Origin of the sequence: Agrobacterium tumefaciens (genome assembly GCF_031801495.1) — a bacterium.
Lineage (GTDB): Bacteria > Pseudomonadota > Alphaproteobacteria > Rhizobiales > Rhizobiaceae > Agrobacterium > Agrobacterium tumefaciens_K.
This window is the reverse complement of record NZ_JAOEGC010000002.1, coordinates 1,451,470-1,474,625: the sequence shown is the minus strand read 5'-3', so window position 1 is coordinate 1,474,625 and position 23,156 is coordinate 1,451,470. Positions and strand designations below refer to the sequence as shown.

Here is a 23,156-nt window from a genome sequence, read left to right as displayed (position 1 = left end):
ACTAACGCATCGGCCCGAAAATCGGAATCGATTTTCGACGGGAACGATGCGTGGTTCACCGATTTCAGATCGCCTGATATGCGTCCAAAAACGCAACGCTAAGCTGATCGGCCGGGCTAAAACGCGCGAGAGGATAAAGTGTTCACGTAAGGGAAGGTAAAATTACCTAAAGACGGGCTAAAGCTGAGATCTCTCGTGATTGAGGCAGGCAGTTTGCGGAGAGGATTTCTTGAAAGGCAACACGCTTAAACTGGTGGAAATTTCATTGCTCTCGGCGGTGATCGGAAGCGTAACAGGGTCCTTTTTAATGGTGTCGTACCTGTTTGCAACGCATCCGGATGCGGATCAATCGCTGGAGATGTTCCACATCATATTTTACGTTTTCGCAATTTCCGTGAGCCTTGCTGGAACCGTTCCGGGCTGTCTACTGGTCGGAATACCCACAGTCGTGATGTCCAGGCGTGTCATGCCAAATGCTCCTTTAAGAGCCTCCACGCTCATCGTGTGTATCGCTCTTTTCACATGGTTTGTCATTCTTGGGTTGTCGGCTTCAAAGCTGTTTCAGATAGCGTATTCAGATATACTGCTCCTCAGCCCTTATGTTTTCTGCTCTTCGGCGGCACTTGCCTATCTTGCCAATAGACAGATCAATAAATGAACCGCCACCAATCCCCAAACGAAGACACGCGAGCGGGCTCAACCCAGAACGCCTGAGAGTGTTGAAATCGGGTGAAGAAACCGCGCGGTGTTGTCCTTGAGTGTCGATCATAACGGGGTTCGAGGGGACATGATCCGTCCTGCGGCCGATCCTCGATAAGGAAAGAAACGACAGCTGCACTCACGTTATGCGATGCTCTGTAACCCAATATGAATTCCCAAGACGCGCGAATTTAGGCATCACATGATCCAGAAGTCGGCCAGCCGACGCTCGAAGTCCTGAATGAAGAATGTTGAAAAATGAAAAACTCGTCCTCTCCGCAGCAGCTTCCCGAAAACACGGTCTTCAAGAGCGGTGACGTCTTCGTCCTTTTCGGCGAACTTTTCGGACGTGGTTATGCCACGGGACTGCTCGACGAAGCGCGCAAGGCCGGAATGAAGATCGTCGGCATCACGGTCGGGCGTCGCAACGAAGACAACGTTCTGCGCCCGCTTGACGCGGACGAGCTTGCAGCGGCCGAACAGCGGCTGGGTGGCAAGATCATCAATATTCCCCTCATGGCAGGTTTTGATCTCGATGCCCCGGAAGGCGGCAAGACGCCGACCGATCTTCTGGCAGACATGTCGCTCACAAGCTGGGAAGACGACAAGCTCGACTGGAGCCATATCGAGCAATGCCAGCACATTTCCACTAGGCGTTTCACGGAAGCGTTGACGCAGGTGATGGCCGAACTCGACGGGATGATCGGCAAGGGTCAGAATGTGTTCTTCGCCCACACGATGGCGGGTGGCATACCCAAGGCAAAGGTGTTTCTGGTTCTTGCGAATCGTATCTACAAGGGCACCGGCACCAGGCACATGTCGTCTCAGGCGCTCATCGAGAGCGACCTGGGCAAGCTGATCCTGAAGAATTTCGATGCGGTATCGGCGGATACTTTCGGCCACCTGATCGACTTCAGCTCGGCTATTCGTGAACGCGTCGAGGCGTCGGGCGGTCAGGTTCGCTATACGGCCTATGGATATCACGGATCCGAGATTCTGATCGACGGCGAGTATCGCTGGCAGACCTACACCAATTATACGCAGGGCTACGCGAAGATGCGGCTCGAGGGTATCGCCGAGCGGGCATGGGCGGCTGGCATCAAGGCAAGCGTCTATAACTGCCCGGAAATCCGGACGAATTCCTCGGACGTGTTCACAGGTATCGAGCTGCCCTTGATACCGCTTCTGCTGGCTTTGAAAAAAGAAGGCGGTGCGGAATGGGCAGAGGAACAATGGCAGGCATGTGAGGCTCTGCTGGCTGACAACGTCACGCTCGACGACGTTATGGACAAGATCAGGACCATGCAGGCCAGCGATGTGATGATCCCGTTCTACAATTTCTCGGCCTGGCCTATGCCGAACAGCCAGGCTCAGGCGGATCTCACGATCGGAACATCACACGAGATCACGCAGATGCACCGGGATGGAAAGGCACTGATCAGCGACCATCTGAGCACACTCGTGGTGGAAGCAACCGGGCAGTTGATTTTCAGATCGTCCAGTGCACCCTGCGGACCGGTGCAATGGCTCAATCACGATATCGTCGCTCGACAACTCAACGCGACCCACGACCGCAGCGAGGCGTCGTTCGCCAATCGGCAGGAGCCGAAGCTCAAGACGGCTTGACAAGCGGTCATCTGAAACCTTGGCGAGCGACATCGCCAAGTTTTTTCAATGGAATCTCACGCCAAGGTGTCTGATGGTGCTTTGAGGCTCTGTCAGGCTGGACAGGATTTCGACGGCCAGGAGGCTGCCGGCCATTTTATAATTCCGTGCGGCCTCCGTGCTTAACATCGAATGACTAGGGTTCGAAGCGCACATCCGGTCCAGCACGACTGGCCTCGGAGCAAGGCGTCGTGATACATGGGCATGGAGCTGGAAACTCGATATCATCTCGTGTTCTCCGTCGGCTCCACCAGCAAATGTAATCGCAGACCTGATCGATCCCATGGCAATTCTCTTCAAGACGGCAATCTCCGAAAACACTGCATTCGAAATGATCGAGCGGGCGCTGACGGGCGGTCGCGAGTATGACGGTTATTTCAACGCTGCCGGTGAGGACGGTGAGACACCCTTGCCGTGGGGGCCGTCGATGAGCGCCGAGGAGTTTCTTGCAACAATCCGGGAAATGCTGCAACTCACCTGGGATGCGGCGCGGTTCTGGGTCATTTACGAACGCCGTGAAGACCGCAGAGATGCTGACGCGACAGAGATGCGCAATGCAGCTTTTCGACTTACCCGCGGTTACAACGGCGTTATCGTCGCTTCACTCAGTCTTCTTGGAAGACACGACGCTTCTGAAGATCTTGAACTCGTCTTTGTCTGTTTCAAAGAAGATTTCCAAAGGCGAAATTTCCGGGTCCGGTTCGAGAACAAGGCAATAACGGGTTAGCACGGGCGAAGCGGAGGCAATCCAGCCGGTGATGCAAGCGAGCAGATAACCACATTCCGGTGTTGGCCAGTTTTGGCTTACAAAACTGGCCATTGTCCGGTTGGATTTCTCATCAGATGTCGAGGTTTTCGGCGAAGGCGGCGCGTTCCTGAATGAAACGGAAACGGGCGTCTGCCTTGGTTCCCATCAGGTTGTCCACGGCCTCACGCGTGCCTTCGAAATCCACGTCATCGATCTCGACGCGCAGCAGCGTGCGCTTTGCCGGATCCATGGTAGTTTCCTTCAGCTGCGCGGCCATCATCTCGCCAAGACCTTTGAAGCGGCCGATCTCGACCTTGCGGCCCTTGAAGGTGGTTTCCATCAGCTCGGCGCGGTGGGCGTCGTCGCGGGCGTAGGCGGTCTTTGCACCCTGGCGGATGACGTAAAGCGGCGGGACCGCGAGATACAGGTGATTGCCGCGGATCAGTTCCGGCATTTCCTGATAGAAGAAGGTAATCAGCAGTGATGCGATATGCGCGCCGTCGACATCGGCATCGGTCATAATGATGATGCGCTCGTAACGCAGATCTTCCTCGCGATACTTCGTGCGTGTGCCGCAACCGAGCGCCTGGATGAGATCGGCGATCTGCTGGTTGGCAGACAGCTTCTCACGGCTGGCGCTACCGACGTTGAGGATTTTGCCGCGCAAGGGAAGGATGGCCTGATTGGCGCGGTTGCGCGCCTGCTTGGCGGAGCCGCCAGCCGAATCGCCCTCGACGATGAACAGTTCAGCGCCTTCCGCGGTGTTCTGGGCGCAGTCAGCCAGCTTGCCGGGCAGGCGCAGCTTGCGCACCGCCGTCTTGCGGTTGACTTCCTTTTCCTTGCGGCGGCGAAGGCGCTCTTCGGCGCGCTCGATAACCCATTCCAGCAGCTTGTCCGCTTCGGCAGGATTGCCGGTCAGATAGTGGTCGAAGGGGTCGCGCAGGGCGTTTTCAACGATACGCTGCGCCTCGACGGTTGCCAGCTTGTCCTTGGTCTGGCCGACGAATTCCGGCTCGCGGATGAAGACCGACAGCATGCCGACGGCGGAAATCATCACGTCATCGGTGGTGATCTCCTTGGCGCGCTTGTTCTGCGTCATCTCCGCATAGTTCTTGAGGCCCTTGGTCAGCGCGATGCGCAGACCAGCCTCGTGGGTGCCACCTTCGGGTGTCGGGATCGTGTTGCAGTAGGAGTGGATTTGCGTATCGCCGCCATACCAGGTGACGGCCCATTCCAGTGCGCCGTGACCGCCGGTCTTTTCGGTGCGCCCAGAAAAGATTTCGCGGGTGACGGTGAATTCCTTGCCGAGCGTGGCGGACAGATAATCCTTCAGGCCGCCGGGGAAATGGAAAACCGCCTTTTCAGGGATTTCGCCGCCCGGCTGCACGAGGCCGGGATCGCAGCTCCAGCGGATTTCAACACCGCCGAACAGATAGGCTTTCGAGCGCGCCATGCGGAAGATGCGGGCAGCTTCAAACTTCGCATGCGGGCCGAAAATCTGCGGATCCGGATGAAAACGGACGCGGGTGCCACGGCGATTATGCACGTCGCCCAGTTCTTCCAGAGGCCCGAGCGGCAGGCCGCGTGAAAATCGCTGGCGGTAGAGCTTGCGATTGCGCGCAACTTCCACTTCGAGCAGATCGGACAGCGCGTTGACGACGGATACGCCGACGCCGTGCAGACCGCCCGACGTCTCGTAAGCCTTGCCGTCGAACTTGCCGCCCGCATGCAGCTTGGTCATGATGACTTCGAGCGTCGACTTGCCGGGAACCTGCGGATGGTTCTCAACCGGAATGCCGCGGCCGTTGTCGCTGACCGTCAGGAAACCTTCTGCGTCAAGGTGGACTTCGATGAAATTGGCGTGGCCAGCAACGGCCTCGTCCATGGAGTTGTCGATGACTTCGGCAAAGAGGTGATGCAGAGCTTTCTCGTCTGTGCCGCCGATATACATGCCGGGACGCATACGCACCGGCTCCAGACCTTCGAGGACGCGGATCGAAGATGCGCCGTAATCGTCACCGGATGAGGACACGGGAGGAGGGGGAGAGGTGGGGGCAACAGGTGCCGCCGCCTGCGGTGCGGCAGGCGTTACGGCTGCGGGCTTCGGCTGCGTATTGGCGTTGGCCGGATGCGCGGGTTCGCCCTGCGTGTCCGTTTCATCGCGCCGTGCTGCCGGTAGACCGGAAAAAAGATCGTTGCTGTCGTCCATCGTGCCCAAGGTTCAAGTCTTATCGTGTCGTCAGAATTTCGCCATGCGAATCGGCGTGAGTATAGCGCGAAACGCTGTAAACCGCCCGTTTGGCCAGAGGCGACGTTCCTGCGCCACGAATATGTCAGGGTTTCGCAACAGGAGGATTGCGCCGCCGCCAGCGCGATGGCAAGTCTTGGCGCAACGAATGAACGGTTCAGCAAGGCATGTCCACAGCTCATTTCACGTTTTGTACTCTTTTTTGCCTGACTGTTGCGGCGATGCCGGTCGCGGCACAGACACCGGACGGGCCGCTCAAGCCCTTCAAGGATGACCTGTTCTCTAGCCGGAGGGTTGTTTCCTCCGGTGATGGCGGTGCGTCAGAGGTCATCGATTACGATGAGATGCGGGATATCAACGGCCGCGACGAGGTGCCGGAGCGCCGGGTGAAACGGCAATATGTCGATATGGGCATCAAGCGCGCGCAGGCGCTCGAAACCGTGACTGTCGGGGGCAGGGCGCTCGAAGTCGGGCGGGTCGGGCCTGCTTCGGGACAGGCCTTCACGGTGATCTTCATTCACGGGCGCGGCGGCGACCGGCGGCTTGGCATGAACGACTATACGTTCGGCGGTAATTTCAACCGGCTGAAGAACCTCGCGGTTGCCAATGGCGGTACCTATTATGTTCCGAGTGTCCGCTCCTTCGATGCGCAGGGCGTGGCAGATGTCGCCGCGCTGATTGCCCAAGCGAAGCGCAGTTCCGGCGGCAAGCCGGTCATTCTGACCTGCGCCTCTATGGGCAGCTTCATCTGCTACGGTATCAGCCGTGACGCCAATGCCGTCGCGGACCTCAAGGGCATGGCGATCCTAGGCGGCGCGGTCGATCCCGAATTTCCCAAGAGCGCCTTCGCCAAGGCGAAAAAGCCGGTGTGGTTCACCCATGGCAGCGTGGACAAGGTCTATTCGGCTAAAAGCCAGGCAACGATTTTCCGCGCGATGCTCAAGGCCGGGCAACCGGTGCGGTTTTCCGTTTTCGAAACGGGTGGGCATGGAACGCCGGTCCGCATGACCGACTGGCGTGCGGTGCTGAACTGGATTTTGAGCCGATGACGGATATTTTCTTGCCGTTGTCGATGAAACTTGCGTGATTTCGGCAAAATTAACCATGGTTCTGAACCAAAACGGCTATTTTCTATACCAATTGCGATTGGCTGCGGCTAAAGGGAGTGTCGGAGTTTGACAGTCTGTCCGTCGCAGGGGCTCGCCGCGATCGGGGCAAGGGGAGGGGTAGCGTCGTTTACGGCGGCGGGGACCTCATTTCAGCAGAGGAATTGATAAGCATGACGCCGAATGTTCGACCGCTCGTTGCCGGAAACTGGAAGATGAACGGTACCCGTTCGTCGCTGGATCAGATCAAGGCCATGGCAGAGGGCGTCAAGGGCGCGCTTTCCGAAAAGGTGGAAACGCTGATCTGCCCGCCCTCGACGCTTCTTTACGTGGCGACGGCGCTTTGCGACGACAGCCCGCTGATGATCGGCGCGCAGGATTGCCATCAGAGCGTGTCTGGCGCGCATACGGGCGACATTTCCGCCGAGATGATTGCCGACTGCTTCGGCACCCACGTCATCGTCGGCCATTCGGAGCGCCGCACCGACCACGCCGAAACGGACCATCTGGTGCGCGCCAAGGCGGCTGCCGCCTATGAGGCCGAACTGATCGCGATCATCTGCATTGGCGAAACGGCGGACGAGCGCAAGGCAGGCCAGACGCTCGATATCCTCAAGCGCCAGCTTGCCGGTTCCGTGCCGGATGGCGCGACGGCGGAAAACACCGTCATCGCCTATGAGCCGGTCTGGGCGATCGGTACCGGCCTGACGCCGACGGTCGGGGACGTGCGCGAAGCACACGCCTTCATGCGCGAGGAGCTGACGAAGCGCTTCGGCAGCCAAGGCGGCAAGATGCGAATCCTCTATGGCGGTTCGGTAAAACCCTCCAATGCGCTGGAGCTGATGGGCGTCGAAAATGTCGATGGTGCATTGATTGGCGGGGCGAGCTTGAAAGCGTCGGATTTCCTTTCCATCTATGCGGCATACGAGCAACTGACGGCTTGAGACAAGCTTTCCTGTCCCCGATGACTGGAAAGGGCTTGGAATAAGCCGCCACCTCATGTAAAGAGCCGCAAAACCTTCTTTATGGTGCTCCTTTCGGGGCATGGAATGGATTGTCATGCAGACCGTTTTGATTGTTATTCACCTCATGATCGTGCTGGCGCTCGTCGGCGTGGTGCTGATCCAGCGTTCTGAAGGCGGCGGCCTTGGTATCGGCGGCGGATCGGGCTTCATGTCGGCACGCGGAACGGCCAATGCGCTGACGCGTACGACCGGCATTCTGGCCGCGCTGTTCTTCCTGACGTCGCTCGGCCTTGGTCTTCTGACCCGCTACGAGGCACGTCCGACCGACATCCTGAACCGTATTCCGGCCACGCAGGGCCAGGGTAACGGCATTCTCGATACGCTCGGCCCGGCAACGACGACGCCTGCTGCACCGGCTCCGGCCGACAATGGCGTTCCCTCCACCAGCCAGGCTCCGGCCGCTGGCGGCGCGGCCGCTCCGGCTCCGGCACCTGCTCCGCAGACGGATCCGAACGCAGTTCCGACCGGACAATAAGACCGGTCCTGATCTAACGCTCCGGCAGGCCAAAAGCCTGCCGGTTTTCTTTTGTCCGTATTCCGGCCGGCCCGCTCCATTTATCAACAGTAATGGAGCGTTGAATGAAATTTGGGCTGGCGGAATCAATCGTAAAAAGGTAACCGGTGAATCCCATGGCGCGATATGTATTCATCACAGGCGGCGTGGTCTCCTCTCTTGGGAAGGGCATTGCGGCCGCAGCACTCGGAGCGTTGTTGCAGTCCCGTGGTTATCGGGTGCGACTTCGTAAACTCGACCCCTATCTGAACGTCGATCCCGGCACAATGAGCCCGACACAGCACGGTGAAGTGTTCGTGACGGACGATGGTGCCGAGACGGACCTCGATCTTGGCCACTATGAACGCTTTACCGGGCGTTCGGCGACCAAGACCGACAACATCACCACCGGACGCATCTACAAGAACATCATCGACAAGGAACGCCGCGGCGACTATCTCGGCGCGACCGTTCAGGTGATCCCGCACGTGACCAACGAGATCAAGGATTTCGTGGTCGAGGGCAATGACGACTATGATTTCGTCATCTGCGAAATCGGCGGCACCGTGGGCGACATCGAAGCGATGCCGTTCATGGAAGCCATTCGTCAGACGAAGAACGACCTGCCGCGTGGCACGGCCATCTTCGTTCATCTGACGCTGATGCCTTACATTCCGGCAGCCGGCGAGCTCAAGACCAAGCCGACGCAGCACTCCGTCAAGGAACTGCAGGCGCTCGGTATCCATCCCGACATCCTGCTGGTGCGTGCCGACCGGGAAATCCCGGAAGCGGAACGCCGCAAGCTTTCGCTTTTCTGCAACGTTCGTGAATCCGCCGTCATCCAGGCGCTGGACGTGGCGAACATCTACGATGTGCCGATGGCCTACCACAAGGAAGGACTGGACAACGAGGTTCTGGCAGCGTTCGGCATCGAACCTGCGCCCAAGCCGCGTCTGGATCAGTGGGAAGAGGTCTGCGACCGCATCCATACGCCTGAAGGCGAAGTGACCATTGCCATCGTCGGCAAATATACCGGCCTCAAGGATGCCTATAAGTCACTGATCGAAGCGCTGCATCACGGCGGCATCGCAAACCGCGTCAAGGTCAAGCTTGAGTGGATCGAATCGGAAGTCTTCGAAAAGGAAGATCCGGCTCCGTATCTTGAAAAGGTCAATGCGATCCTCGTTCCGGGCGGTTTCGGCGAGCGCGGTTCCGAAGGCAAGATCATGGCGGCGCAGTTCGCCCGTGAGCGCAAGGTGCCTTACTTCGGTATCTGCTTCGGCATGCAGATGGCCGTCGTCGAAGCAGCTCGTAATCTCGCCGGCATCGAAAAAGCTTCGTCGACCGAATTCGGTCCCACGCAGGAGCCGGTTGTCGGTCTGATGACCGAATGGGTGAAGGGCAACGAGCTGGAAAAGCGGTCGTCCAAGGGCGATCTCGGCGGCACGATGCGCCTTGGCGCTTACAAGGCGGCGCTCAAGAAGGACACGAAGATTGCCGAAATCTACGGTTCGACGGATATTTCCGAGCGCCACCGTCATCGCTACGAGGTGAACGTGGACTACAAGGACCGTCTGGAAAGCTGTGGTCTGGTGTTTTCCGGCATGTCCCCGGACGGCGTTCTGCCGGAAACGGTGGAATATCCCGACCATCCGTGGTTCATCGGCGTGCAGTACCACCCGGAACTGAAAAGCCGCCCGCTCGATCCGCATCCGCTGTTTGCCAGTTTCGTTGAAGCGGCGCTGGAACAGAGCCGTCTGGTTTGATGGTTTGAATGAGATGAAGAGGGCCGCGACAGCGGCCCTTTTTTTGTTGTTGCGTGCGCGCCCCTCTGCGGTCACTCTCGCCCTTGAGACGAGGCTCCATGCGGCGGGATTGTTGGGTCCTCGGGTCGATCCGGAGGATGACGCCGAGTGCGGAGAGACGTGATTATCCCTCAAGGGGCGCCCTCCCAGTCTGTTCCATCGACAAACAAAAAACGGGCCCGAAGGCCCGTTCTTAACTCTCAACAAAATCCTGACCGTCTTACTTCGGGCCGATCATGTTTTCCGGGCGAACGTACTGGTCGAACTCCTCGTTGGTGAGGTAGCCGCCACCGACCGCCTCGTCGCGCAAGGTCGTGCCATTCTTGTGGGCGGTCTTGGCGATCTTGGCGCAGATGTCGTAGCCGAGCTTGCCGTTCAGCGCGGTGACGAGCATCAGGGAGTTTTCGACGCCCTTACGGATGTTGTCTTCGCGGGCCTCGATACCGACAACGCAGTTGTCGGTGAAGGAGACGGCTGCGTCGCCGAGAAGCTGGACCGACTGCAGGAAGTTGTACGCCATCATCGGGTTGTAGACGTTCAGCTCGAAATGCCCCTGCGAGCCAGCGAAGGAGAGCGCCGCGTTGTTGCCGAAGATGTGCGCGCAGACCTGCGTCAGTGCTTCCGACTGCGTGGGATTGACCTTGCCCGGCATGATCGACGAGCCGGGTTCGTTTTCCGGCAGCGACAGTTCGCCAAGACCGGCGCGCGGGCCGGAGCCGAGGAAGCGGATGTCATTGGCGATCTTGAACAGGGCTGCCGCCGCGGCGTTGATCGCCCCGTGCGAGAAGACCATGGAATCGTGCGAGGCGAGCGCCTCGAACTTGTTCGGCGCGGTCACGAAAGGCAGGCCGGTGATCTTGGAAATCTCGTCGGCAACCTTTTCGGCAAAACCGATGGGCGCATTGAGACCCGTGCCGACCGCCGTGCCGCCCTGTGCGAGCTTCGACAGCGCGGGCAGGGTGGTTTCGATGTTGGCGATCGCGGAAGCAACCTGGGCTGCGTAGCCGGAGAATTCCTGGCCGAGCGTCAGCGGCGTTGCATCCTGCGTGTGGGTGCGGCCGATCTTGATGATGTGTTCGAACTGCTTGACCTTGGCTTCGAGCGCCGCGTGCAGGTGCTTGAGGCCCGGCAGCAGGTGGTGAACGATCTGCTCGACGCAGGCGATGTGCATCGCAGTCGGGTAGGTGTCGTTCGACGACTGGCTCATGTTGACGTGGTCGTTCGGGTGAACAGGCTTCTTGGTGCCCATTTCGCCGCCGAGGATTTCAATCGCACGGTTGGAGATGACCTCGTTGGCGTTCATGTTGGACTGCGTGCCCGAGCCCGTCTGCCAGACGACCAGAGGGAAATGTTCGGTCAGCTTGCCGTCGATGACTTCCTGCGCAGCCTGAATGATTGCGTCGCCGATTTTGGGGTCGAGGCCGGCGAGCGCCATGTTGGCCCGGGCTGCTGCCTGCTTGACGATGCCGAGCGCGCGAACGACGGAAGCTGGCTGTTTTTCCCAGCCGATCTTGAAGTTGCCGAGCGAGCGCTGTGCCTGCGCGCCCCAGTAGCGGTCGGCCTGAACTTCAATGGGTCCAAAAGTATCGGTTTCCGTGCGTGTGGCTGTCATCAATCTTGCCTTTTTTACTCGTTTCCTCCGCCAAGACGGCGCCTCTGCCCGCTTCGCGCGCGCCGATATATAGAATCATCGTGCCGCCAATGAAAGCGTTGCGTGGAGCTGCGGCATATATTTCCCGACTTTGAGAAAAAGGAGGCGCAGTGGCATTTTTACTACGCGGCCGTCGGACGTAAAAAAGCCATTGGGACACGCTTTGCCAATCTTCGAAGTGTTGTCTTAAACTTAATGAAATAAATGAAAATTTAACCGTTCTGACCAATTCTGGAAATTACGCTTTTATGGTTTCGGCTGTAACATGAAGTTCATTCCGCCGTCGGTCTGTGCTTCGCGCGTTTTCTTTTCAACAGGCCGCCGATCGGCTAGACAAAGCATGAAACTGGCGCATGTCTGTCGATGGACATGCCGGGTGCTACGAGGATCAAATTGCAAGCTACATCTGGAAAAACATCAGCAGCAGTCATGCTGGCTCTCGGTCTTTCCTTCTCCACAGCCCTTCCCGGTACTGCGGACGCAATCACTCTCATGGATATGCTGCGCGGTGGTCCGGGCAAGATCGCCCGTGACCGTGGCGAGCTGCCGCCCGCAGGCATCGTCACGTCTCCGTCAGGATCGATGAGCGCCGACGCCTCCGATCCCGAGCCTCTGCCGCGCGTTTCCGGCCCTCGTTATTACACCTACAAGGCCGATGCTGCGCGCGCTGTCGATACGAGCAGGTTCGGTGACGCCTTTGCCGGCGTCAAGTTCACCGCGACGGCCGAGATCGCCAAGGCGCTGGAAGGCTATTATGCGGCAGGCGGAAAGCCGCTGTGGGTTTCGGAAGGTGCACTTACGGACCGCGCCAACGCTGCTATGGCATTCCTCGAAATGGTTGGTGACAGCGGCCTCGATCCAGCCGACTATTCCGTTTCCGTTCCAGCCAGGGATGTGACAGCCAGCATCACCGAAGCTGCGGCAAAGCCACAGGATGCTGCTTCTTCCTCGACGCCCGATGCCTATCAGCGCGGCCTGATGCAGTTCGAACTGACGCTTTCGGCGAAGGTTCTGGCTTATGTGCAGGATATCAACCGCGGCCGTGTCGATCCGAACCGTCTTTCGGGGTATCACGATTTCAAGCGCAAGACCGTGAACCTTGCACCGGTGCTGAAGCTCTCCTCGCTAAGCCCTGATATCGCCGCCTATCTGCGCAGCCGTGAGCCGTCCAGCGCCGAATATCAGGCCCTGAAGGCGGAGCTTGCGAGGCTGCGCGCCGAAACGGACCCGGCGCATTCGGTTTCCATTCCCGCCAATCTGGTGCTGAAGCCCGGCAACAGCAGCGTCGAGCTGGCGAATGTGGTCAAGGCAATCGAACATCGCGCCTCACCGTCGTTCAAGACCGAGCATGCCGCGATCATTTCCGGCTACCAGCAGACAGCGGAATACACTCCGGAACTGGTCGATCTGGTCAAGGCGTTCCAGAGCGAGCAGGGTCTGAAGGCGGATGGCGTCATCGGTCCGGCAACGGTTCGCGCCATGGTCGGCGAAAGCAACGATGCGCGTATCGCCAAGGTTCAGGTTGCCCTGGAGCAGATCCGCTGGCTTCCTGCCGATCTTGGCCAGCGCTACGTGTTCATCAACCAGCCTGCTTTCATGGCCTACTACCACAATGACGGTCAGGAACAGTTCGGCATGAAGGTGGTCGTCGGCTCGAAGGCGAACCAGACCTATTTCTTCCAGGACGAAATCCAGACGGTCGAATTCAACCCGTACTGGGGCGTTCCGCAGTCGATCATCGTCAATGAGATGCTGCCGAAGCTGCGTCGCGATCCTTCCTATCTCGACCGTCTCGGTTACGAGGTTCAGGTTGGTGGCCGGGCGGTTTCCTCCAGCAACGTCGACTGGTACGGCTCGACGAACGCCATTTCCGTCCGTCAGCCACCGAGTAGTGACAATGCGCTGGGCGATCTGAAAATCCTGTTCCCGAACGCGCATGCGATCTACATGCACGACACGCCTGCCAAGAGCTTCTTCAACCGCGACAACCGGGCGCTCAGCCATGGCTGTATCCGTCTCGTCGATCCGCGCCGGATGGCGGCCGCCGTTCTGGGAACGAGCGTGGACAAGGTCAGCGAGCAGATCGCATCGGGCAAAAACCGCGCTGTTCAGGTACCGCAGAAGATCCCGGTTTACGTGTCCTATTTCACCGCCTGGCCGAACAAGGACGGCAAGGTCGAATATTTCAACGATGTCTACGATCGCGACAGCTACGTGCAGAAGGCGTTTGCCGCAACGACGAAAGCCCGTGGCTCTTCGATCTGAGCTGCTTGTCAGAGAGAAAAAAAGCGCCGGAAACGGCGCTTTTTGCATGTTTGATGCAGCCGATCGTCAGGCCGCGGCGCGGCTCACAATCAGCTTGTTGAACAGGGCTGGCGTCAGTGTCTTGTAGTCATCAATTATGACGGTCGGATTCAGGTCTGACATCGGCACGTCCGTGTAGCCGAAGGTCACGCCGATTGATGGCACGTCGGCGTTTTTTGCCGCCAGAATGTCGTTGATGCTGTCGCCCACCATAACCGAACGCAGCGGATCTCCGCCCGCCTTCTCGATGGTGCCGAGGATGTGGCGCGCGTCAGGTTTGCGGAACTCGAAGGTATCGCCGCAGGTAATCGCCGCGAAATATTTTGTCATGCCGAGTTTTTCCAGCAGTGGCAGGGCAAGAACCTCTGTCTTGTTGGTGCAGACGGCGAGTGTCACGCCTGCCGCCGAGAGGTTTTCGAGCACGTCGACGACGCCCGGATAGGGGCGGCTGTCACCGGGCATTTCGTGTTTGTAGTGCACGATGAAGCGCTCATAGAGCGGTTCGACCTCGCTGTCCGGCAATTCGGTTTCGCGCAGCGCGAAAGCCCGCTTTATCATGACCCGCGCGCCCTGACCGACCAGATGGGTAAGGTCGTTGTAAGTGACCGGAGCAAGCCCCGCCGTCGCGATTGTATGGTTCAGGCTTGAGACAAGATCGGCGGCGGTGTCGACCAGGGTGCCGTCGAGATCGAAGATGGCAAGCGGGGAAGTCAAGAGAACGCCTCTTTCGGTATTGTACTGATGTGTTGCTGCCTCGAACCGTAGGCAATCGCCGACCTCTTTGCAATCGTGGGGCAAGTGTTCTGTTTCTTCTGCGCAAAAAGGCTTTCGTTTGGCTTTCGACCCGTGTAAACAGCACCCGACGATAAAGAGGACGGAGTTTCAGGCACATGGATGCCCGCCAGATGAAGATCAAGGCCGCCGAGGCCGCGTTGTCCTACGTGGAAGACGGAATGCGTCTCGGTATCGGTACAGGCTCGACGGCGGAGGAATTCGTCCGGTTGCTGGCCGAGAAGGTTGCAGGCGGTCTGAAGGTGCAGGGCGTTCCGACCTCCGAGCGGACGGCGCGTCTTTGCGTCGAACTTGGCGTACCGCTGAAATCCCTCGACGAACTGCCGGAACTGGATCTGACCATCGATGGCGCAGACGAGGTTGACCACGCGTTGCGGCTGGTCAAGGGCGGCGGCGGCGCGCTTTTGCGTGAAAAGATCGTCGCGGCGGCTTCCTCGCGCATGATCGTCATCGCCGACCAGACCAAGGTGGTGGAAACGCTGGGTGCTTTTCCATTGCCCATCGAGGTCAACACCTTCGGGCAGGTATCGACACGGATTGCCATCGAAAAACTGGCGTCGCGTCTCGGTCTGACCGGCGAACTGACGCTTCGCTCAAAGGGTGACCACGCTTTCATGACGGACGGCGGCCACCTTATTTTCGACGCATCTTTTGGCCGTATTCCTGATGCAGAAGCGCTTGCACGCGAGCTGAACACGATTCCCGGTGTCGTCGAGCACGGACTTTTCATCAATTTGGCATCGCTTGCCATCATCGCAGGCCCGGACGGCGCCCGCGTGATGCAGGCAGTATAACAGGAGCGAGATTTTCATGGTCAAACTAGCGGGACTGGGCAAGGCTGCCGCTGCTTCGATCCTCATTTCCGGTATCGTATTCGGTACTGCCGTACGGGCGCAGGAAATTTCGGAAGAGCACATCGCTGCCGCACGGCAGGCAATCGCCTCGCTTGGCGTAACCGACCGTTTCGACGGCATTCTGCCGGGTCTGGCAGAGCGCCTGAAGGCCGAGCTGATTCAGGCTTCCCCGAACGTTCAGGATGCGATCAGCGCGACCGTCGACGCCAAGGCGCTCGAGCTTGCACCGCGCCGCGCCGATCTAGAGCGTGAGGCTGCTCTGACCTACGCACGCGCCTTCACCGTGGAAGAACTGAAGGCCATCTCTGCATTCTACGGCAGCGAAGCAGGCAAGAAGCTCCTCAAGGACGGCCCGATCGCCACGCGCGAACTCATGAAGGCTGCCGACATCTGGGCTGCCGGCATCAACCGTGATCTCAACGCATCCAGCATGGCCGAACTGCAGAAAGTTGCCGGCGCCGATCTGACGCCGCTTCCCGCGGACCAGAACGCCACGGGCGGTGCGCCTGCTGCTCCGAAGCAATAATCGGCTGACGTTTCGTTCAGAAATATTCAAAGCCCGGTCGCAAGACCGGGCTTTTCATTTGTGCGTCGCAGCACCTATATGTGCCACGAATGCGCCGCTGCCCGTCTGGAGGCGGCCGGCCAGTTATTTTGAGCAGGGGTTTTGACTATGACAGCTTATGACTATGACCTTTTCGTCATCGGTGGTGGTTCCGGCGGTGTGCGCAGCGCCCGCGTGGCTGCCTCGCTCGGCAAGCGCGTCGCAATCGCCGAGGAATACCGTTACGGCGGAACCTGCGTCATACGCGGCTGTGTGCCGAAGAAGCTGTTCGTCTATGCCTCGCAATATCCCGAGCACTTCGAGGATGCGGAAGGTTTCGGCTGGAGCGTGGGCAAAAGCACCTTCGACTGGAAGAAGCTGATCGAAGCCAAGGACAAGGAAATCACTCGCCTTGAAGGGCTGTACCGCAAGGGACTGGACAACGCCAAGGCCGATATCTTCGACAGCCGTGCCGAACTCGTCGACGCGCATACGGTAAAGCTGACCAAGACCGGGCAGACCTTCACCGCCGAACGGATCGTGATTGCGGTCGGTGGCACGCCAAACGAACACAAGGCTTTGCCAGGCCACGAGCTGACGATCTCGTCCAACGAGGCTTTCCATCTGGAAGCGTTGCCGAAGTCCATCCTGATTGCTGGCGGCGGCTACATTGCCGTTGAATTCGCCAACATCTTCCATGGCCTCGGCGTTGAAACCACGCTGATCTATCGCGGCAAGGAAATCCTGTCGCGTTTCGATCACGACATGCGTCGCGGGCTGCATGAGGCGATGGAAGCCAAGGGCATCAAGATCCTGCTCACCGACGTTATCGAAGAAGTGACGAAGGGCGAGGATGGTCTTCTGCAGGCGCGCACCAAGAACAATGGCGCGCTTTCCGTCGAAACCGTCATGCTGGCGCTCGGCCGCGATCCGAACACCAAGGGTCTGGGGCTCGAGAACGCCGGTGTGAAGCTGGATGCGCGGGGCGCGATCATCGTCGACGATTATTCACGGACCAACGTGCCGAACATCTTCGCGCTTGGCGACGTCACCGACCGCGTACAGCTGACGCCGGTGGCCATCCACGAGGCCATGTGCTTCATCGAAACAGAATACAAGAACAACCCGACCAAGCCGGACCATGAGCTGATCGCGACGGCGGTGTTCTCGCAGCCGGAAATCGGCACCGTCGGTCTTTCGGAAGAAGAGGCGGGTGCGAAATATCCGGAACTCGAAGTCTACCGCGCCCAGTTCCGGCCGATGAAGGCGACGCTTTCCGGCCGTACGGAAAAGACGATCATGAAGCTGATCGTCAATGCGGCGGACCGCAAGGTTGTCGGCGCGCATATCCTCGGTCATGAGGCTGGAGAGATGGCGCAACTTCTCGGCATCACGCTGAAGGCAGGCTGCACGAAGGACGATTTCGACCGCACCATGGCCGTTCATCCGACGGCTGCGGAAGAACTCGTGACGATGTATTCGCCGAGCTACCGGGTGGTAAACGGCGAGCGCGTGTAGTCCGCACTCTGGCGTGGTATCCTGGCGCTTTCAGACGCGGTACATGCTCTAACGGAAGGCAGCCGAATTTAAATCGTTTAGATTCGTTTTTCTTTCCTCATGAGGCACAAAACGGGCTGAAAGCAAGGGGCCGCCGAAGGATCGGCTATGCAAAGCCGATCCTTGGAGCTATAAGCCGCGCAACTTCCGAGATCGCCGCCCGGGATGGAGTGGGCGTTAACACCAGGTGAACAAGATGGCACAGAATTGGACCCCAAGCAGCTGGCGACACAAGCCGATCCAGCAGGTTCCTGAATATCCGGATTCTAAGGCTCTCGCTGCAACGGAAGCCCAGCTCGCAAGCTATCCGCCGCTGGTGTTTGCCGGTGAGGCGCGCCGTCTGAAGAAGCAGCTCGCCAACGTGGCCGAAGGCAACGCGTTCCTGCTTCAGGGCGGTGACTGCGCCGAAAGCTTCCTGGAGCATGGCGCGGACAACATCCGCGACTTCTTCCGCGCGTTCCTGCAGATGGCTGTTGTCCTGACCTATGGCGCACAGCTTCCCGTCGTCAAGGTTGGCCGTATCGCCGGTCAGTTCGCCAAGCCGCGTTCTTCGAACATTGAATCGCAGAACGGCGTGGAACTGCCGTCCTACCGTGGTGACATCATCAACGGTATCGAGTTCAACGAAGCGTCGCGCATTCCGAACCCGGAGCGCCAGCTTGACGCATATCGTCAGTCGGCCGCGACCCTGAACCTGCTGCGCGCTTTCGCCATGGGTGGCTACGCCAACCTTGAAAACGTGCATCAGTGGATGCTCGGCTTCATCAAGGATAGCCCGCAGGCGGACCGTTACCGCAAGCTGGCCGACCGCATCTCCGAAACCATGGACTTCATGAAGGCCATCGGTATCTCTGCGGACAACAATCCGAGCCTGCGTGAGACGGATTTCTTCACCAGCCATGAAGCGCTGCTTCTCGGCTACGAAGAGGCATTGACTCGCGTCGACTCCACCTCTGGTGACTGGTACGCCACCTCCGGCCACATGCTGTGGATCGGCGACCGTACGCGCCAGCTGGATCACGCGCATGTGGAGTATTTCCGCGGCATCAAGAACCCGATCGGCCTGAAGTGCGGCCCGTCCCTGCAGCCCGACAACCTGATCGAGCTGATCGATGCGCTGAACCCGACCAACGAAGCCGGGCGCCTGACACTGATCTGCCGTTTCGGGCATGACAAGGTTGCCGAAAACCTGCCTAAGCTGATCCGCGCCGTCGAAAAGGAAGGCAAGAAGGTTGTCTGGTCGTGCGATCCGATGCACGGCAACACCATCACGCTCAACCACTACAAGACGCGCCCGTTCGAGCGCATCCTGTCGGAAGTGGAGAGCTTCTTCCAGATTCACCGTGCGGAAGGCACCCATCCGGGCGGCATCCACATCGAGATGACCGGCAAGGACGTGACGGAATGCACGGGTGGTGCGCGCGCCGTGACGGCGGACTCGCTGTCCGACCGTTACCACACGCATTGCGACCCGCGCCTTAATGCCGATCAGGCGCTGGAACTGGCGTTCCTGCTGTCCGAGCGCATGAAGAGCGGCCGCGACGAGAAGCGTCTGGCAATCGCCAACGCCTGATTTCGTCAGTCGATAAAAACGAAAAAGCCGCCGGATCGATATCCGGCGGCTTTTTTGCATTCGGGGAGGGGCAGGTTCACTGCACCAGTGCTGGCTGCTGGCAGCGTATATCGGTGACGCGTACATCGGCTTCGCCGATCTTCACACCCAGCACCAGAAGCGTGTTGTAGAGCAGGGTATCGACGGGCGCGGTGACCAGCGACAGCGTATTGGCGAGCGCCTGCTGGATCAGCGTCGGGGTGCCGAGGCTGAGGAACAGCACCTTGATCTCCAGATCGAGGTTCGTGAGCAGCGAACTGACGAGCGAGGTCACGGTGTTTTTCGTGGAGACGTTCTTGATCTTCGCCTGGGTGATATCCGACTGCTGGAAGGTCAGCTTGGTTTTTGTCATGTTGCCGACGTTGATCTGCGCCTTGCCGTTGACGCTGAGCAGGGCGGAATCGATCAGTGCGGTTTTGGTGACGCGCGGGTCCTGGCCGAAGTGATTGAAGGCCGCCATATCGACCTTGCCGACGGCGATTTCCGCAACACCCGGAACGACCTCGACATCGACGCTTCCCTGTCCGCCGCCCGTGCAGCGAAGGTCAGCCAGCCGTGCCTCGGCATTGGCGACCTCCACATAAAGCGGAAGGTTGATCTTCAGCCCGGCTATTGCCTGAAGTCCATCGACGGTGACATTGACCGACAGGCGGGTCTGGGCGGTGCGCACGACCGTTCCCTGACCGCCAACGGCCAGAGGCGGCGTTTCGACGGGCGGTTCGCCGATGGCAAGCGTTATCTTCACGGCGGCAAGGCCTGGGATAACCGCGCCTGCATCAAGAGCGATCTGGTTGCCGCCATTGCCCGCGACGGCGGCTGCGGAGATGAGGTCGAAGACGCCTGCGGTGACTTTCAGGTTTTCACCGCTACCGATGAGCTTCTCCGTGAAGGGGCCGAGATTGACGATTTCCTCCAGACGCAGTTTCACATTGGTTTTGTTGGCCGTTTTTTCAAGCGTCTTCAAGACGTTGGCGACGGCAGGCTGAATGCCTGTGGTCTTGGTCAGCACATTGAGGAACTTGCCGTAGGTAATTTCGGTCTTCAGCACTTCCTTGTAGGTGCCAGCGGTGAGGCCGAGATCCAGCGCCAGCGCCTCGATGATGTGAAGCGCGTTGATATCGGCGTCCACGAGGGCGCGGTAGTCCATCAGCTTGAGCGAGACTGTGGTTCCAAGCAGGCCGCCGAGCAGGCTGTTCAGCAGGCCGTCATTGAGACTTGCAAGGCGCGAGCCAACGGAAAAGGCGGCAATTCTCTGCGATGCTGCCGTTCCGACAGCGCCAACCGTGGGCGGCGTCGTGAAGGCGGAGGCGAAGAAGATCTTGCCCTTTTCGACGATGTTGACCTTCACCGCATTGGTGGGCAGGGCATTTTCGACAAAGCGCTTGTCAACGGCGAGGGTGGCATCCGGCTCGTAGCGGCCTTTGACCACTTCCGCGTAGCCATCCCGGTTGGTGAAGGCCTTCAAGGGGTCGAAGGGCTCAAGGCCGTTTTCGGTCAGCAGCCCCTGCGGGGTCTTTACGCCGAGTTTCATGCCATTCATCTGGAAATACTGCTGTACGGCCTGTTCGGGATTGGTCGCGGCGGCGGCTGAGATGGCAGCGAGATCGGCGGTCTGCTGCAACTGACGCTTCTGCAGGGTCAGATATCCGTAATCCACGCCGAGCGCGAGAATGCCGACAAACAAGGGCGCGGTCAGACCTGCCGTAATGGCGATATTGCCCGAGCGGTCGCTGAAAAGGCGGGTAAGGAGCGGAGACGTGTTTTTCATATCAAACTCCTCCGATGCGGATGGTGGAGAAACGCCGGATAACGGGTTCCGGCAGCGTGTAGCTGTAGAGGCTCCAGATCGGCAGATCGCGAGCGTCGTACTCGACCTTCACCGTGAACTGGTTGGCATTGCCCGGATCGCCATCGACGCTGATGGTGAAATGGTTCTTGTCCATGAAGGCGTAGTTCAGGTTGCTCTGGGTGACGAAATCGCGTGCCAGCTTCTGGCGTTCCGCGGTGTTGAGCCCCGCTACGGCTGTTCGTGCCGCGTCGGCAGCAACCTGCTGGACCGAATAAGCGGCCATCAGATAGATGCCGTAGGCGATCATCGTCAGAAGAACGAGGAAAAATATCGGTGCGACAATCGCAAACTCGACAGCTGACGAGCCGGACCGGTCACGGAATAAACGTACCCCCTTACGCATTGCACACTCCCGTGTTGTCGGCGCTATTGTTAGGCGCCTGATATTATTATTTTCGGAAATGCTAATTTTAAGATGTTAATTTTTGGTTGCGGAGACGCCTAAAGGTTGCGCGTCAGTCAATTTTCCCGCTCTTGCGTCAGGATGGGTCGTCAGATCAGACGCAATCCCTTGAAGCTGACATGGCCGTCCTTGCCGATGATGATATGGTCGTGGACAGCGATCCCGAGAGGCTTTGCCGTATCGATGATGGTCTTCGTCATCTCAATATCGGCACGCGAAGGGGTCGGGTCCCCACTCGGGTGATTGTGGACCAAGATCAAAGCGGTAGAGGAAAGCTCAAGCGCGCGGCGGACGACCTCGCGCGGGTAGACGGGCGTGTGATCGACCGTGCCACGCCCCTGTATCTCATCCGCGATCAGGACGTTTCGCTTGTCGAGGAACAGAATACGAAACTGCTCACGCGCTTCGTGGGCCATCGCCGCGTGGCAATAATCGATGACGGACGACCAGGAGCCAAGAACCTGCTTGTTGCGGATTTCGCTTTTCAGCATGCGCTGCGAGACGGAAGCGACGAGCTTGAGGTCGAGCGCTACGGCCTCGCCGACGCCTTTGACTTCCTGCAAAAGCGCAAGCGGCGCGCCCAGCACACCGCCGAGTGTCCCAAAACGGGCAATCAACGCCTTGGCGATCGGTTTCGTATCGCGGCGGGGGATCAGCCGAAACAGCAGAAGTTCCAGCAGTTCGTAGTCGGCAAGCGCACCATCGCCGCCGTCACGGTATCTGGCGCGCAGGCGGTCCCGATGGCCATGATAATGCGCTTCTTCCTGTTCCTGTTGAGGAGCCGGAACGACCTTTTTCGCCGTTGGACGCTGTTCGGCAAAGAAGCCGCGCTCGTCGTTCTGCCCGAACAGGTCACCTTCGCCCGCCCTGGTGCCTGATATCGTCGATGCATCAGCGGAAGGCGGGGCGGGGCGTTTTGCCATCGGGCGGTCGTTGCCTCAAGCTTGGGGAAGGGGCGGCAGACCCGGACGGTCAAAGCCACCGGGCGAAAGCGTGAAGACTTCGCAACCCGTCGCGGTGACGCCGACGGCGTGTTCGTACTGGGCGGACAGCGAGCGGTCGCGTGTGACCGCCGTCCAGCCATCGGACAGCACCTTCACATGCGGTTTGCCGAGGTTGATCATCGGCTCGATGGTGAAGATCATGCCCTCACGGATTTCAGGACCTTCATCCGGGCGACCGTAGTGCAGGATGTTCGGCGTATCGTGGAAAAGGCGTCCGACGCCGTGGCCACAGAAATCGCGCACCACGGAACAGCGCTCGGCTTCCGCATAGGCCTGGATCGCGGCACCGATGGCACCGGTGCGCACGCCGGGCTTCACGGCGGCGATGCCGAGCATGAGGCACTCGTAGGTGACTTCCAGCAGGCGCTCGGCGGCGCGCTTGATCTGGCCGACGGGGTACATCCGGCTCGAATCTCCGTGCCAGCCATCAACCACATAGGTCACGTCGATGTTGACAATATCGCCCTCACGCAGCGGCTTGTTATCGGGAATGCCGTGGCAGACCACGTGGTTGATCGAGGTGCAGACGGACCTTGTGTAACCGCGATAGTTCAGCGTTGCCGGCAGCGCGCCATGGTCTGCGCCGAACTCGAAAACGAAACGGTCAATGGTATCGGTCGTGACGCCAGGTTTGACGATGGACGCCAGCTCGTCGAGGCAGCGGGCCGTCAACTGGCATGCCTTGCGCATTCCGGCAAAATCATCCGCGTTGTAGAGGCGGATGACGCCGGTATTCTTCAGGGGAGCCGAGGCTGCGTCGATATAGGTGACCATGATCGTACTTTCTGTTCTTTCTT

19 protein-coding genes are annotated in these 23,156 nt (G+C 59.2%); 12 read left to right on the top strand and 7 right to left on the bottom strand.

Annotation, left to right across the window (positions count from 1 at the left end; genetic code table 11):
• The first annotated feature begins 229 nt into the window (after nucleotides 1-229).
• The 3 genes from N7578_RS16580 (at nucleotide 230) to N7578_RS16570 (ending at nucleotide 3,091) form a co-directional block, all read left to right on the top strand.
• Nucleotides 230-658, top strand: coding sequence for a hypothetical protein (locus tag N7578_RS16580; RefSeq protein WP_311111371.1), 429 nt, complete (start codon nucleotides 230-232; stop codon nucleotides 656-658).
• Nucleotides 659-957: 299 nt separating this feature from the next.
• On the top strand, nucleotides 958-2,325 hold the full coding sequence (locus N7578_RS16575; protein WP_311111370.1) for an enoyl ACP reductase FabMG family protein: 1,368 nt from the start codon (nucleotides 958-960) through the stop codon (nucleotides 2,323-2,325).
• Between the two features lie 322 nt (nucleotides 2,326-2,647).
• Complete coding sequence (locus N7578_RS16570; protein ID WP_311111369.1) at nucleotides 2,648-3,091, top strand: hypothetical protein; 444 nt, start codon at nucleotides 2,648-2,650, stop codon at nucleotides 3,089-3,091.
• Between the two features lie 112 nt (nucleotides 3,092-3,203).
• Here N7578_RS16570 and parE read toward each other — a convergent pair whose 3' ends face one another.
• The gene (gene parE / locus N7578_RS16565) at nucleotides 3,204-5,321 is read right to left on the bottom strand and encodes a DNA topoisomerase IV subunit B (RefSeq protein ID WP_311111368.1); all 2,118 of its coding nucleotides are present in this window, start codon (nucleotides 5,319-5,321) and stop codon (nucleotides 3,204-3,206) included.
• Between the two features lie 206 nt (nucleotides 5,322-5,527).
• On the opposite strand from parE, the gene N7578_RS16560 reads away from it, so the two are divergent.
• The 4 genes from N7578_RS16560 to N7578_RS16545 all read left to right on the top strand — a co-directional run bounded on the left by N7578_RS16560 (nucleotide 5,528) and on the right by N7578_RS16545 (nucleotide 9,750).
• Nucleotides 5,528-6,409 carry a dienelactone hydrolase family protein gene (locus N7578_RS16560; RefSeq protein ID WP_422646708.1) on the top strand — a complete coding sequence of 294 codons (882 nt, stop codon included), beginning with the start codon at nucleotides 5,528-5,530 and terminating at the stop codon, nucleotides 6,407-6,409.
• A 230-nt stretch (nucleotides 6,410-6,639) separates the two neighbouring features.
• Nucleotides 6,640-7,410, top strand: a complete 771-nt coding sequence (gene tpiA, locus N7578_RS16555) for a triose-phosphate isomerase (protein ID WP_311111366.1) — start codon at nucleotides 6,640-6,642, stop codon at nucleotides 7,408-7,410.
• Between the two features lie 115 nt (nucleotides 7,411-7,525).
• Nucleotides 7,526-7,966, top strand: coding sequence for a preprotein translocase subunit SecG (gene secG, locus N7578_RS16550; protein WP_311111365.1), 441 nt, complete (start codon nucleotides 7,526-7,528; stop codon nucleotides 7,964-7,966).
• A 155-nt stretch (nucleotides 7,967-8,121) separates the two neighbouring features.
• The gene (locus N7578_RS16545) at nucleotides 8,122-9,750 is read left to right on the top strand and encodes a CTP synthase (RefSeq protein ID WP_311111364.1); all 1,629 of its coding nucleotides are present in this window, start codon (nucleotides 8,122-8,124) and stop codon (nucleotides 9,748-9,750) included.
• Between the two features lie 259 nt (nucleotides 9,751-10,009).
• Here the strand turns inward: N7578_RS16545 and fumC are convergent, their stop codons facing one another.
• Nucleotides 10,010-11,401 (bottom strand): class II fumarate hydratase, encoded by a 1,392-nt coding sequence (gene fumC / locus N7578_RS16540; protein ID WP_311111363.1) that lies wholly within the window; start codon nucleotides 11,399-11,401, stop codon nucleotides 10,010-10,012.
• A gap of 468 nt (nucleotides 11,402-11,869) precedes the next feature.
• Here fumC and N7578_RS16535 point away from each other — a divergent pair, with 468 nt between their 5' ends.
• A complete protein-coding gene (locus tag N7578_RS16535; RefSeq protein WP_311111362.1) occupies nucleotides 11,870-13,705 on the top strand; it encodes a murein L,D-transpeptidase in 1,836 nt (611 codons plus the stop codon).
• A 66-nt stretch (nucleotides 13,706-13,771) separates the two neighbouring features.
• On the opposite strand, the gene N7578_RS16530 is transcribed toward N7578_RS16535, so the two are convergent.
• Complete coding sequence (locus N7578_RS16530) at nucleotides 13,772-14,458, bottom strand: HAD family hydrolase (protein WP_311111361.1); 687 nt, start codon at nucleotides 14,456-14,458, stop codon at nucleotides 13,772-13,774.
• 176 nt (nucleotides 14,459-14,634) lie between these two features.
• Here N7578_RS16530 and rpiA point away from each other — a divergent pair, with 176 nt between their 5' ends.
• The 4 genes from rpiA to N7578_RS16510 all read left to right on the top strand — a co-directional run bounded on the left by rpiA (nucleotide 14,635) and on the right by N7578_RS16510 (nucleotide 19,064).
• Nucleotides 14,635-15,330 carry a ribose-5-phosphate isomerase RpiA gene (gene rpiA / locus N7578_RS16525; protein ID WP_311111360.1) on the top strand — a complete coding sequence of 232 codons (696 nt, stop codon included), beginning with the start codon at nucleotides 14,635-14,637 and terminating at the stop codon, nucleotides 15,328-15,330.
• Between the two features lie 16 nt (nucleotides 15,331-15,346).
• On the top strand, nucleotides 15,347-15,916 hold the full coding sequence (locus N7578_RS16520) for a DUF2059 domain-containing protein (RefSeq protein WP_311111359.1): 570 nt from the start codon (nucleotides 15,347-15,349) through the stop codon (nucleotides 15,914-15,916).
• 147 nt (nucleotides 15,917-16,063) lie between these two features.
• Nucleotides 16,064-17,452 carry a glutathione-disulfide reductase gene (gene gor, locus N7578_RS16515; protein WP_311111358.1) on the top strand — a complete coding sequence of 463 codons (1,389 nt, stop codon included), beginning with the start codon at nucleotides 16,064-16,066 and terminating at the stop codon, nucleotides 17,450-17,452.
• 235 nt (nucleotides 17,453-17,687) lie between these two features.
• On the top strand, nucleotides 17,688-19,064 hold the full coding sequence (locus N7578_RS16510; RefSeq protein WP_311111357.1) for a class II 3-deoxy-7-phosphoheptulonate synthase: 1,377 nt from the start codon (nucleotides 17,688-17,690) through the stop codon (nucleotides 19,062-19,064).
• Nucleotides 19,065-19,140: 76 nt separating this feature from the next.
• Here N7578_RS16510 and N7578_RS16505 read toward each other — a convergent pair whose 3' ends face one another.
• From N7578_RS16505 to map, 4 genes are all read right to left on the bottom strand, one after another.
• Complete coding sequence (locus N7578_RS16505; protein ID WP_311111356.1) at nucleotides 19,141-20,871, bottom strand: TadG family pilus assembly protein; 1,731 nt, start codon at nucleotides 20,869-20,871, stop codon at nucleotides 19,141-19,143.
• Between the two features lies 1 nt (nucleotide 20,872).
• Nucleotides 20,873-21,295: a TadE/TadG family type IV pilus assembly protein gene (locus N7578_RS16500; RefSeq protein ID WP_311111355.1), complete on the bottom strand. Its 423-nt coding sequence runs from the start codon at nucleotides 21,293-21,295 to the stop codon at nucleotides 20,873-20,875.
• 149 nt (nucleotides 21,296-21,444) lie between these two features.
• Complete coding sequence (radC, locus tag N7578_RS16495) at nucleotides 21,445-22,278, bottom strand: RadC family protein (RefSeq protein ID WP_311111354.1); 834 nt, start codon at nucleotides 22,276-22,278, stop codon at nucleotides 21,445-21,447.
• A 15-nt stretch (nucleotides 22,279-22,293) separates the two neighbouring features.
• The gene (gene map / locus N7578_RS16490) at nucleotides 22,294-23,133 is read right to left on the bottom strand and encodes a type I methionyl aminopeptidase (RefSeq protein ID WP_311111353.1); all 840 of its coding nucleotides are present in this window, start codon (nucleotides 23,131-23,133) and stop codon (nucleotides 22,294-22,296) included.
• Nucleotides 23,134-23,156 lie beyond the last annotated feature (23 nt).